The following is a 12,010-nucleotide window of genomic DNA, read 5'->3' on the forward strand; positions in this document are numbered from 1 at the left end:
TAGCCGCCGGGCGGAATGATTCAGGTCAACGTCGTATCAAGGCTTGGACTTTTCCAGGTAACGGAAGAAGTCGCTGCTTGGGTCGAGGACCAGGACGTCGGATTTGTTCGCGAAGCTTTCACGGTAGGCGCGCAGGCTACGGTAGAAACCGTAGAACTCCTGATCCTGACCATAAGCCTTGGAGTAGATCGCAGCGGCCTGGGCATCACCATCACCGCGAACCTCTTCGGATTCACGATAGGCTTCAGCCAGCAACACGCGGCGTTGACGGTCGGCGTCGGCACGGATGCCTTCAGCCAGCTCGTTACCCTTGGCGCGGTGCTCGCGAGCTTCACGCTCACGCTCGGTGCTCATACGTTCGAACACGCTGCGGTTCACTTCTTTCGGCAGATCAATGGCCTTGACCCGGACATCGACGACTTCGATACCCAGCTCTTTTTCCGCCATCTTGTTCAGCGACGCGGTGATGTCAGCCATCAGCGCATCACGCTCACCCGACACCACTTCGTGCAGGGTGCGCTTGCCGAACTGGTCACGCAGGCCGGATTCCAGACGACGGGACAGACGCTCGTCGGCGATTTGCTTGAGGCCGGAAGTCGCGGTGTAGAAGCGCTCGGCATCTTTCACGCGCCACTTGGCGTAGGCATCGACCATCACGGCTTTCTTTTCCAGGGTCAGGAAGCGCTGCGTCGGTGCATCAAGCGTCATCAGACGTGCGTCGAATTTACGCACCTGGTTAACGTAAGGCACTTTCACATGCAAGCCTGGCTGAACATCGGCCTGAACCACACGACCGAATTGCAGCAGCACCGCACGCTCGGTCTGAGCGACGATGTAGAAGCAGTTCCAGCCGACCAATACCACAACGACGCCAACGATCAGGGCGATCAGCGATTTATTGCTCATCAGCGGGTCTCCCTTGTGCGCGACTGCGGCAGGTCAGTGACGTGCGGCGTGACATCCGTGTTGTTGCCGGCGGCGGCCGAACCGGTCACAGGCCCACTGTTACCTGGATTGTTCTGAATCATTTTGTCCAACGGCAAGTACAACAGGTTGCTCTGGCCGTTCTTGTTGCCGGTCACGAGTACTTTGCTGGTGTTGCTGAAGACTTCCTGCATGGTGTCGAGGTACAGACGCTGGCGGGTCACTTCGGGTGCCTTGCGATACTCGGCGACCAGTTTGGTGAAGCGGTCGGCCTCACCCTTGGCGCGCGAGACCGTTTCGTCACGGTAGCCGTTGGCATCTTCGAGGATGCGCTGGGCCTGACCACGGGCTTCCGGCACGACGCCGTTGGCGTAGGTTTCAGCCTGGTTGCGCGAACGCTGCTCGTCTTCACGGGCGCGGATCACGTCATCGAAGGCTTCCTGTACTTCACGCGGTGCGGCTGCGCTCTGTACGTTGACCTGAGTGACGGTGATACCGGTGCGATAGGTATCGAGGAAACGTTGCAGACGCTCCTTGATTTCGCTGGCCATCAATTCACGACCTTCGGTCAGCACCTGGTCCATGGCGGTAGAACCCACCACGTGGCGCAGGGCGCTGTCGGTCGCATGCTGCAGGCTGATTTCCGGCTGATCGACGTTCAGCACGAAATCCTGCAGGTTGCTGATCTTGTACTGCACGGTCAGCGGCACTTCGACGATGTTCTCGTCTTCGGTCAGCATCTGGCCCTGCTTGGTGTACGCACGCTCACGCGTTACGTTTTCCATGTACTTCTTGTCGATCGGCGGGAAGTAGATGTTCAGACCCGGGCCAACGGTTTCGTAGTACTTGCCGAAGCGCAGCACCACGGCTTGCTCCTGCTCGTCGACCACGTAGACCGCGCTGTACAGCCAGACGGCCGCCAGCACGACGAGGCCGATGCCGAGCAGACCGCCGAAGCCGCCACTGCTCTTGCCCGAACCACCGCCGTCATCACCACGTTTCTTACCACCACCGAACAACCCGTTCAGGCTTTCCTGCAGCTTTCGGAAGGCCTCGTCGAGATCTGGTGGCCCCTTGCGGTCGCCGTTATTGCGGCGTTTGCCACCCCAAGGATCCTGATTATTCGAGTTGCCACCCGGCTCATTCCAAGCCATAGCGCTCTCCATCTGATAAAGCAAAGACGCACCCACGGCGCGCCGACCAATGCTACAGAATGCCTGCCGTTACGGCACAACCGCTTTTTCAGGCTTTTATTGCAAAGTGTGTTGCTCGATGAATTCCATCGGCTGCAATCCTTCGCGACTTACCAGTCGATTCAACTCGACACGGGGCAAACGAACGGCCAGCAAACTGATGCCTTCTTCGTCGTGTTCTTCTTTCTGCACCGCACCGAGTTCGAAGAACTGCGCACGCAGTCGGGCGAATCGTTGCGGCAAGCGCAAGGTACCGATGAACAAATCACTGCCAAGTAACTCGGCAATCGCTTGTTCAAGCAGCTCCAGACCCGAACCATCACGCGCCGACAGCCAGACCCGCTGGGGCTTGCCGTTTTCGTCGCGCTGGATTTGTGGCTCAACGCCTTCAAGCAAATCGAGTTTGTTATAGACCTCGAGGATCGGCAAGTCCTGGGCGCCAATCTCGCCCAGCACCACCATCACCTGTTCAATCTGCAACATGCGATCCGGTTCGGCCGCATCGATCACGTGCAACAGCAGGTCGGAATTGCTCGACTCTTCGAGCGTAGACCGAAATGCCTCGACCAGCTTGTGCGGCAAGTGCCGAATGAATCCCACCGTGTCGGCCAGGACAATCGGCCCCAGGTCGTCAATATCAAGACGGCGCAGGGTCGGGTCGAGCGTGGCGAACAACTGGTCAGCCGCGTACACGTCGGACTTCGTCACGTTGTTGAAGAGTGTGGATTTACCGGCGTTGGTATAGCCCACCAGAGACACGGTAGGGATATCCGCACGGGAGCGGCCACGTCGCGATTGCTCGCGCTGGCTGCGCACTTTCTCCAGTCGGCCCTTGATCTGGCGCAGACGCACGCGCAGCAAACGGCGGTCGGTTTCGAGCTGGGTTTCACCCGGGCCGCGCATACCGATACCACCACCCTGACGCTCAAGGTGAGTCCAGCCACGAACCAGCCGCGTGCTCATGTGGTCAAGCTGGGCCAGTTCTACCTGGAGCTTGCCTTCATGGGTACGGGCGCGCTGGGCGAAAATATCGAGAATCAGACCGGTACGGTCGATCACGCGACACTCGAAAACACGTTCGAGGTTACGTTCCTGACTGGGCGTGAGGATGTGATTGAAAATCACCAGATCGGCTTCTTCGGCTTTGACCAGGTCGCGCAACTCCTCGACCTTGCCGCTGCCAATCAGGAACTTGGCGGTAGGCCGATGACGCGGCACGTTAAAAAACGCAACGGTCTCGGCGCCCGCCGAATTAGCCAGTTCCTGAAACTCCTGCGGATCTTCGCGCGCCTCAGGGTCCTGTCCATCCAAGTGAACGAGGATGACCCGTTCACCACCACCGTGGCGCTCAAAGAACAAAAGGAGACTCCTATCAGGCGTTACCTGGCTCAGCGTCACCTGCTTCGGATTCGGTTGCGCTAGGCAGACGAATTGGACGCACTGGCACTACTGTCGAGATAGCGTGTTTGTAAACCATCTGGCTTACGGTGTTTTTCAGCAGGATCACGAACTGGTCGAACGACTCGATCGTGCCTTGCAGTTTGATACCGTTGACCAGGTAGATGGAAACCCCAACTTTCTCTTTACGTAAAGTATTCAAGTAAGGGTCTTGTAGCGAATGCCCTTTTGACATGTGCCGCACTCCTTTAAGGATTCAATAATAAAAAATAGGTAATTCAGATGGCTTTAGCCGCCACACCCCCAAGGATAGACGGCAATTGCAAGGACTCAGCTCAATATGGAGATGGTCCCAAGGTATTTCAAGGCGCGTGGCAGATTGTCGCAATCAAGACTGTCCAGCCAGTGTAAATCTTCCCAGCTGCGCAGCCAGGTGAACTGGCGTTTGGCCAACTGACGCGTGGCAATGATGCCGCGTTCCTGCATTTCAGCTAACGACAGCGTGCCATCCAGGTAATCCCAGACTTGGCGGTAGCCTACCGCACGTATAGACGGCAACCCCGAATGCAGGTCACTTCTTTTACGCAGGGCTACGACCTCGTCGATGAATCCCTGTTCCAACATATTTGTGAATCTTTGTTTAACGCGCTCGTGCAGTACCTGCCGATTTGCCGGAGCAATGGCCAAGTTCGCGACAGTATAGGGCAATTGTTGCAGTCCCGAAGCGGCTGCTTCAGTACTTTGCGCAGATTGTTGCTGGCGCAGGGCAGTCATGCTCTGACCGCTGATTCGATAAACTTCCAGCGCGCGACTCAAGCGTTGCGGATCGTTCGGGTGAATCCGCGCCGCCGACACCGGGTCGATGACCGCCAATTGATCGTGCAAGGCCTGCCAGCCAAGGCGTGCAGCTTCTTCTTCGATCTGCGCGCGGATCTCCGGATCGGCCGCTGGCATATCCGCCAGGCCTTCGACCAAAGCCTTGTAATAGAGCATTGTGCCGCCGACCAGCAGCGGAATTTTTCCGCGCGCGGTGATTTCAGCCATGGCCTGCAAGGCATCGCGACGGAAATCCGCAGCCGAATAGGCTTCGGCCGGATCGAGAATATCGATCAGACGGTGCGGAAATTCGGCCAGCAGTTCTTTCGAAGGCTTGGCGGTGCCGATGTCCATGCCGCGATAGACCAGCGCCGAATCGACACTGATCAGCTCGCAGGGCAGCACTTTGGTCAGTTCGATGGCCAGGTCGGTCTTGCCCGCAGCGGTCGGGCCCATCAGGAAAATCGCTGGAGGGAGCTGGTTCATCAACGACCGCGCAGGAACAGTTTGTCGAGATCGTCCAGGCCCAGTTGGGTCCAGGTCGGTCGGCCATGGTTGCATTGACCGCTGCGCTCGGTGTTTTCCATGTCACGCAGCAGGCCGTTCATTTCCGGCAGGGCCAAGCGCCGGTTGGCGCGGATCGCGCCGTGGCAGGCCATGGTGCCGAGCAATTCGTTGAGGTGCGCTTGAATGCGGTCGCTGGTGCCGTATTCCATCAGGTCCGACAGCACGTCGCCGACCAGACGGTTGGCTTCAGCCTGCTTCAACAAGGCCGGAATCTGACGGATCGCCAAGGTCTCCGGACCCAGACGCTGCAATTCGAAGCCCAGGCGCTGGAACCATGCCGCGTGCTCTTCAGCACAATCGGCTTCGCGCTGACTGACCGCCAGCGACTCCGGCACCAGCAACGGCTGGCCGCTCAAGCCTTCGCTGGCCATGGCGATTTTCAGGCGTTCGTACATGATCCGCTCGTGGGCGGCATGCATGTCCACCAGCACCAGGCCTTGGGCATTCTCGGACAGAATGTAGATGCCCTTGAGCTGCGCCAGTGCGTAACCGAGCGGGGGAATGTCTTCCTGCCCGGCCGGCAGCGCATTGGCATTGGCCTCAGGCAGCGGTGCGAAAAACTCGCGATACGCAGCCTGAGCCTCGGCAGCCGGCGGCATCGCCGATTGCGGACGCGGTGTGTATTGATACTGATAAGCGCCACCGGCACTGGCGCCGGACGTGGTATTGAACGCCGGTTGCGCCTGCGGCTGTTCCAGCAAAGCGTTGGCCGCCAGACGCATTTCACCTTGCGGACCGAATTCACCGGCATCAAGGCCGGTCGGGCGGACGATGGCAGTGGTCACCGAGCCGGCCAACTGATCTTCCGGACGCACATCGCCCAATGCGCGGTGCAGCGTGCCGTAAAGGAAGTCATGCACCATGCGCCCGTCACGGAAGCGCACTTCGTGTTTGGTCGGATGCACGTTGACGTCGACGGCTGCCGGATCCACTTCAAAAAAAAGCGCAAAGGTCGGATGACGACCGTTGAACAGCACGTCGCGATAGGCCTGACGCACGGCGTGAGCGACCAGTTTGTCGCGCACCGCCCGGCCATTCACGAAGAAATACTGCAAATCCGCCTGGCTGCGGTTGAAGGTCGGCAAACCGACCCAGCCCCACAGGTGCAAACCGTTGCGCTCGATCTCGATCGGCAACGCCTGCTCGAGGAAACCCGAACCGCAAATCGCCGCCACACGCCGGGCGCGAGCCGCATCATCGTGGGCCTCGTGCAGGCTGAGGATGGTTTTGCCGTTGTGGCGCAGATGGAACGCGACGTCGAAACGCGCCAGCGCCAGACGTTTGATCACTTCTTGCAGGTGATCGAATTCGGTTTTTTCGGTCTTGAGAAATTTGCGCCGCGCCGGGGTGTTGAAGAACAGGTCGCGAACTTCCACCGAGGTGCCGACCGGGTGCGCCGCCGGTTGTACCCGAGGTGCCATGTCGCGGCCTTCGGTTTCAACTTGCCAGGCCTGATCGGCATCGCGGGTGCGCGAGGTCAGGGTCAGGCGCGCCACAGAACTGATCGACGCCAGTGCCTCACCGCGAAAACCGAGGCTCATCACCTGCTCAAGATCTTCGAGGTTGCGGATCTTGCTGGTGGCGTGACGGGCCAGCGCCAGCGGCAGGTCATCGGCGGAAATACCGCTGCCATCGTCGCGTACGCGCAGCAGCTTGACGCCGCCCTGCTCAACGTCGACATCGATACGCTTGGCACCGGAGTCGAGGCTGTTTTCCAGCAACTCCTTGATCACCGAGGCCGGGCGTTCGACCACCTCACCGGCGGCGATCTGGTTCGCCAGCCGTGGGCTGAGCAGTTCGATGCGCGCGGCAGCGTTCAGCACTTCGTTCATTCTTTGGACGCCAGTTCGGTGCCAGGAATGGTCAGGTGCTGGCCGACTTTCAACTCATCGCTTTTCAGGTTGTTCGCACTGCGCAATGTGGCCGGCGACACCTGATAGCGCACGCCGATCATCGCCAGCGTTTCACCCGGGCCGACACGGTGATCGCGCGGGCCTTGGGCGATCTTGCCGGAATCACGCAGCCAGGCGATGTAGGTGCCCGGTGGCGGATTCTGCTGGAAGAACTGACGCACGCCGCTGCTGATCGAACGCGCCAGCGCTTGCTGGTGGCTCGATGCCGAGAGCTTGTTGGCTTCGTTGGCGTTGGAGATGAACCCGGTTTCGACCAGGATCGACGGAATATCCGGCGACTTCAGCACCATGAACCCGGCCTGTTCCACGCGCTGTTTGTGCAGCGGCGTAACGCGACCGATGTTGGTCAGGACCTTCTGGCCGACGTTGAGGCTGGAGGTCAACGACGCGGTCATCGACAGATCGAGCAGCACGCCGGCGAGCATGCGGTCCTTGTCGTCGAGGCTGACGTTGCCGGCACCACCGATCAAGTCAGAACGGTTTTCGCTGTCGGCCAGCCAACGCGCGGTCTCCGAAGTGGCGCCACGATCAGACAGGGCAAACACCGATGCACCGAAGGCTGCGGCAGATGGCGCGGCGTCGGCGTGGATCGAGACGAACAGGTCGGCGCCCTTCTTGCGGGCAATTTCGGTACGGCCGCGCAACGGAATGAAGTAGTCGCCAGTACGGGTCAGTTCGGCGCGGAAGCCTTTCATGCCGTTGACCTGACGCTGCAATTCGCGGGCGATCTGCAACACCACGTCTTTCTCACGCTGGCCGCGCGAGCCGGACGCACCCGGGTCTTCGCCACCGTGGCCGGCGTCGATCACCACGACGATGTCGCGCTTGCCGGCCGGGGCTGGCGGCAGCTTGATTGCAGGTTCTGTCGGCGTCACCGGGACTGCCGGCAGGGTTGCCACCTGTGGCGTTGGTATTGGCGCAGGTGGCGGCGCGGCGTCGGCCGGGTTGTCGAACAGATCGACCACCAGACGGTTGCCGTACTGCGCATTAGGCGCCAGCGAGAAGCTTTTCGGGGTGACGGCTTTCTTCAGGTCGATGACCACCCGCAGATCGGTCGGCGTACGCTGGGCCGAGCGCATCGCAGTGATCGGCGTGTTTGCGGTCGGCACATTCAGTGGCGCACCGAGGGTGGCACCATTGATGTCGATCACCAGCCGATCCGGAGCGGTCAGGGTAAAAACGCTGTGCTGCACCGGGCCGCTGAGGTCGAAGACCAGTCGCGTGTTATCCGGCGCCCGCCACAGGCGCACGCTGTTGACCTTTGAATCGGCCACAGCGTTGACGGTTACTGCCATCAACATCAGTCCAGCGGCAGCCACCAACGCGCGAAAGCGCATACCTAACCCCATCATTTAATTGGATTCCAATGCCAAAGCGGCACACCAGGCCTCGCCACGCGAGCCCTGGGATAAAATTTTCAGCGAACGCCCGCTGTCTTGCGGGCTAATGGTAATGGTCAGGTCGGGCTTTGGCAAAAAGCCTGCACCTTTATCGGGCCACTCGATCAGGCACAGGGCATCGTCGTCGAAGTAGTCGCGGATGCCGAGAAACTCCAGTTCTTCCGGATCGACCAAGCGATACAGATCAAAGTGGAAGGCGCGGATGTCACCGATTTCGTAGGGCTCGACCAACGTGAAGGTCGGACTTTTTACCGCGCCAACATGACCCAACTCGCGAATGATGCCCCGCGACAGGGTGGTTTTGCCCATTCCCAGGTTGCCTTCGAGGAAAATCAGGCCATGGCCCTGGGTCACGCGGGCGATCCGTGCGCCAAAGTCGCTCATCGCCTGTTCATCGGCCAGGTACAGGGTTACTTCAGACACGGTGCTTGCTCCTCCAACAACTGACGAATGGCTGGAATCAGATCACTGGCCGCCAGCCCACGGCCGAATTTTCCTTGTTGTATGCCCGCATTGGCGTGCAGCCAGACCGCCAGGCAGGCGGCATCGAAACCGTCCATGCCTTGCGCCAGCAACGCGCCGGTCAAGCCGGCCAGTACATCACCGAGACCCGCCGTCGCCATGGCCGGATGACCTTGGTGACACAACGCCAAGCGGCCGTCGGGATGAGCGATCAGACTACCGGCACCCTTGAGCACCACCACCGCTGTATATTTTTTGCTCAATGCCAGCGCTGCCGCCGGGCGATCAGCCTGCACCTCGGCAGTACCGACCCCCAGCAACCGCGCCGCCTCGCCCGGATGCGGCGTGATCACGCAATCCTTCGGCAGATCGACGAAACCGCTTGCGAGCAAATTCAGTGCATCGGCGTCCCAGACCTGCGGCAATCCCGCATTGGCTGCCGCCGACAGTAACGCACGGCCCCAACTGGCCTGACCAAGACCGGGGCCGACGACCAATACCGACACCTTTTCCAGCAGTCCCATCAATTGATTGGCCGACGATGTACCCAGCGCCATGGCTTCCGGGACTCGCGTCAACGCTGCCGGGACGTGCTCAGGGCGGGTCGCCAGCGAAACCATGCCTGCGCCGCTGCGCAAAGCGGTTTCGGTGCTGAGTAAAATCGCTCCGCCAAAACCGTGATCGCCACCGATCAGCAGCACATGACCGAAGTGTCCCTTGTGCGCAGCCGGGGCACGCGCCGCCAGCCTCGGAAGATTAGCCGGGCTGAGCCGTCGGGCGATAACGGGCATGTCACGATAGATGTCGGCGCTGGCTTGCAGATCATTAAACAGTAACGAGCCGACGTGGTCCGCAGCGTCGCCGGTGAACTGGCCGATTTTCAGCCCGATAAAGGTCACCGTCAGATCGGCCTGCACGGCGACGCCCAGCACATGCCCGGTATCGGCACACAACCCGGAAGGAATATCGACGGCCGTCACCGGCAAACCGCTGGCGTTGATGGTTTTGATCGCCGACAGATAGGGCTCGCGCACATCCCCGTTGAGACCGGTACCGAGCAAGGCATCGAGGATGACCCCGCGCAGTTCGCTCCGGGCTTGCCAGCCTTGCACCGCAACACCTTCGGCCACAGCTTCGGCATGCGCTTGCGCCGCATCGCCCTGCAAACGTTGAGGCTCGCCAACCGCCAAAACCCGCACCTGCCAGCCGGCCCGCTGCGCCATCGCCGCAACCAGATAACCGTCACCGGCATTGTTGCCATGCCCGGCCAGCACGGTCAGCTCAGTCGCCGCCGGCCATTGCCGCACCAGCGCGCGCCACGTCGCATGCGCGGCGCGCTGCATCAATTCGAAGCCCGGCGTGCCGGCGGCAATCAGCCGTGCATCGAGCTCGCGCACCTGTGCAGCGCCATACAGCGCGTCGGGTAATTGATCTTTCGTGTGCGGCATGCGTCTTCGGGCTCCGATGTCTGGCAGAATTATACGCACCTCAGCTCCGGTTTCTCTCGCCTCATGTCCGCCATTACCACAGACCTGCCCGCCCTCGCCCAATCGATCAAGAATTGGGGCCGCGAGTTGGGCTTTCAACAAGTCGGCATCAGCGGTCTGGATCTCGCCGAACATGAGCAGCATCTTGCGCGCTGGCTCGAGGCCGGCTACCACGGCGAAATGGATTACATGGGCGCCCACGGCAGCAAACGCTCGCACCCGGAAGAACTGGTGCCGGGTACTTTGCGCGTGGTCTCGCTGCGCATGGACTACCTGCCCGGCGACACACAAATGGCGCAAATGCTCGCGCAACCGGAAAAAGCTTACGTGTCGCGTTATGCCTTGGGCCGCGATTACCACAAATTGATCCGTAAACGCGTGCAACAATTGGCCGACAAGATTCAATCCGAGATCGGCCCCTTCGGTTTTCGTGCGTTTGTCGACAGCGCGCCGGTACTGGAAAAAGCCATCGCCGAGCAGGCCGGTCTGGGCTGGATCGGCAAAAACACCCTGGTGTTGAACCGCAAGGCCGGCAGTTATTTTTTTCTCAGTGAGTTGTTCGTCGATCTGCCGTTGCCGGTCGACGAGCCACACAGCACTGAACACTGCGGCCGCTGCACCGCCTGCCTCGACATTTGTCCGACCAATGCCTTTGTCGGCCCCTATGTGCTGGACGCGCGACGCTGCATTTCGTACCTGACCATCGAACTGAAAAACGCGATTCCGGAAGATTTGCGCCCGCTGATCGGCAACCGGGTGTTCGGCTGCGATGACTGCCAGATTTGCTGTCCGTGGAACCGTTTCGCCAAACCCTCTGGCGAAAGCGACTTCAAGCCACGGCACAATCTAGACAACGCTGAACTGGCCGAGCTGTTTTTGTGGGATGAGGACAAGTTTCTCAGCAGCACCGAAGGCTCGCCGCTGCGCCGCGCCGGGTATGAGCGCTGGTTACGCAATCTGGCGGTGGGACTGGGTAACGCGCCGTCGAGCATTCCGGTGCTGGAAGCGTTGAAAGCGCGGCGGGACTATCCGTCGGAGCTGGTGCAAGAACACGTCGAATGGGCCCTGAAACAACACGGAATCGCGTAACACCCCTGTAGGAGCTGCCGCAGGCTGCGATCTTTTGATCTTGAAACAACGTCAAAAGATCGCAGCCTGCGGCAGCTCCTACACAGGGATCGCGTCAGGGCTGATCGTTGTAAACGAACTTGGGCATTTCCCAGTGGAAACGGATCGCCAGCAAGCGCAGCAGGAAGCCGCCAAACAGCGTGATCAAAATCGCCTGCTCGCCCGGCACGTTCAGATACAGGCAGAGCATGTAGCACCACGCCGCCGCGAACGAGACGCTGGCATACAGTTCCCGGCGGAAGATCAGCGGGATGTCGTTGCAGAAGATGTCGCGCAGGATGCCGCCGAAGACCCCGGTGATCACGCCGCTGACCGAAGCCACCAGCATGCCGTGACCCATTTCCAGTGCGGTCATGCAGCCGATCAGGGTGAAGGCCACCAGGCCGACGGCGTCGAGCACCAGAAACAGCGAGCGCAGGTGACGCATCCAGCGTGCGGTGAACACGGTGAACATCGCGGCGACCGAGGTCAGCACCAGGTATTCCGGGTGTTTGACCCACGTCAGCGGATAATGCCCAAGCAGCACATCGCGCACCGAACCGCCGCCCAACGCCGTGACGCAGGCGATCAGCACCACACCAAACCAGTCCATGCCGCGACGCCCGGCAGACAGCGCGCCGGTCATGGCTTCAGCGGTGATGGCGACGAGATAGAGCATCAGCAACATGGTGGCGATCCAGGCAGGAAGGCGCGCAGTCTAGCCATTTCGGTGCGGCACCAAA

The 12,010-nt window shown here is 60.5% G+C and carries 11 protein-coding genes; 1 reads left to right on the forward strand and 10 read right to left on the reverse strand.

Annotation, left to right across the window (positions count from 1 at the left end):
• Positions 1-36: 36 nt before the first annotated feature.
• The 9 genes from hflC to QOL84_RS16705 form a co-directional block, all read right to left on the reverse strand.
• Positions 37-906: a protease modulator HflC gene (gene hflC / locus QOL84_RS16665; protein WP_034151639.1), complete on the reverse strand. Its 870-nt coding sequence runs from the start codon at positions 904-906 to the stop codon at positions 37-39.
• A complete protein-coding gene (hflK, locus tag QOL84_RS16670; RefSeq protein WP_129388302.1) occupies positions 906-2,078 on the reverse strand; it encodes an FtsH protease activity modulator HflK in 1,173 nt (390 codons plus the stop codon). Before hflK ends, hflC begins: the two co-directional genes overlap by 1 nt.
• Before the next feature lie 96 nt (positions 2,079-2,174).
• Positions 2,175-3,476, reverse strand: coding sequence for a ribosome rescue GTPase HflX (hflX, locus tag QOL84_RS16675; protein WP_122593812.1), 1,302 nt, complete (start codon positions 3,474-3,476; stop codon positions 2,175-2,177).
• Between the two features lie 13 nt (positions 3,477-3,489).
• Complete coding sequence (hfq, locus tag QOL84_RS16680) at positions 3,490-3,750, reverse strand: RNA chaperone Hfq (RefSeq protein WP_007902656.1); 261 nt, start codon at positions 3,748-3,750, stop codon at positions 3,490-3,492.
• Positions 3,751-3,845: 95 nt separating this feature from the next.
• Positions 3,846-4,817: a tRNA (adenosine(37)-N6)-dimethylallyltransferase MiaA gene (gene miaA / locus QOL84_RS16685; protein WP_283437907.1), complete on the reverse strand. Its 972-nt coding sequence runs from the start codon at positions 4,815-4,817 to the stop codon at positions 3,846-3,848.
• Positions 4,817-6,718 carry a DNA mismatch repair endonuclease MutL gene (gene mutL / locus QOL84_RS16690; RefSeq protein WP_174823959.1) on the reverse strand — a complete coding sequence of 634 codons (1,902 nt, stop codon included), beginning with the start codon at positions 6,716-6,718 and terminating at the stop codon, positions 4,817-4,819. Before mutL ends, miaA begins: the two co-directional genes overlap by 1 nt.
• 8 nt (positions 6,719-6,726) lie before the next feature.
• Complete coding sequence (locus QOL84_RS16695; RefSeq protein ID WP_430458734.1) at positions 6,727-8,112, reverse strand: N-acetylmuramoyl-L-alanine amidase; 1,386 nt, start codon at positions 8,110-8,112, stop codon at positions 6,727-6,729.
• Between the two features lie 51 nt (positions 8,113-8,163).
• Complete coding sequence (gene tsaE / locus QOL84_RS16700; protein ID WP_283437909.1) at positions 8,164-8,634, reverse strand: tRNA (adenosine(37)-N6)-threonylcarbamoyltransferase complex ATPase subunit type 1 TsaE; 471 nt, start codon at positions 8,632-8,634, stop codon at positions 8,164-8,166.
• Complete coding sequence (locus QOL84_RS16705) at positions 8,622-10,121, reverse strand: NAD(P)H-hydrate dehydratase (RefSeq protein WP_283437910.1); 1,500 nt, start codon at positions 10,119-10,121, stop codon at positions 8,622-8,624. Before QOL84_RS16705 ends, tsaE begins: the two co-directional genes overlap by 13 nt.
• 63 nt (positions 10,122-10,184) lie before the next feature.
• On the opposite strand from QOL84_RS16705, the gene queG reads away from it, so the two are divergent.
• The gene (queG, locus tag QOL84_RS16710; RefSeq protein WP_129388287.1) at positions 10,185-11,249 is read left to right on the forward strand and encodes a tRNA epoxyqueuosine(34) reductase QueG; all 1,065 of its coding nucleotides are present in this window, start codon (positions 10,185-10,187) and stop codon (positions 11,247-11,249) included.
• A 94-nt stretch (positions 11,250-11,343) separates the two neighbouring features.
• On the opposite strand, the gene QOL84_RS16715 is transcribed toward queG, so the two are convergent.
• Positions 11,344-11,955 carry a trimeric intracellular cation channel family protein gene (locus QOL84_RS16715; RefSeq protein WP_129388284.1) on the reverse strand — a complete coding sequence of 204 codons (612 nt, stop codon included), beginning with the start codon at positions 11,953-11,955 and terminating at the stop codon, positions 11,344-11,346.
• Between the last annotated feature and the right edge of the window lie 55 nt (positions 11,956-12,010).

Source organism: Pseudomonas helmanticensis, from assembly GCF_900182985.1.
Taxonomy (GTDB): Bacteria; Pseudomonadota; Gammaproteobacteria; order Pseudomonadales; family Pseudomonadaceae; genus Aquipseudomonas; species Aquipseudomonas helmanticensis.

Bases quoted from the DNA above. Each gene is read 5' to 3' on its own strand.
- hflC (WP_034151639.1), bottom strand. From the start codon at position 906: ATGAGCAATAAATCGCTGATCGCCCTGATCGTTGGCGTCGTTGTGGTA.
- hflK (WP_129388302.1), bottom strand. From the start codon at position 2,078: ATGGCTTGGAATGAGCCGGGTGGCAACTCGAATAATCAGGATCCTTGG.
- hfq (WP_007902656.1), bottom strand. From the start codon at position 3,750: ATGTCAAAAGGGCATTCGCTACAAGACCCTTACTTGAATACTTTACGT.
- miaA (WP_283437907.1), bottom strand. From the start codon at position 4,817: ATGAACCAGCTCCCTCCAGCGATTTTCCTGATGGGCCCGACCGCTGCG.
- QOL84_RS16695 (WP_430458734.1), bottom strand. From the start codon at position 8,112: ATGTTGATGGCAGTAACCGTCAACGCTGTGGCCGATTCAAAGGTCAAC.
- QOL84_RS16705 (WP_283437910.1), bottom strand. From the start codon at position 10,121: ATGCCGCACACGAAAGATCAATTACCCGACGCGCTGTATGGCGCTGCA.
- queG (WP_129388287.1), top strand. From the start codon at position 10,185: ATGTCCGCCATTACCACAGACCTGCCCGCCCTCGCCCAATCGATCAAG.
- QOL84_RS16715 (WP_129388284.1), bottom strand. From the start codon at position 11,955: ATGTTGCTGATGCTCTATCTCGTCGCCATCACCGCTGAAGCCATGACC.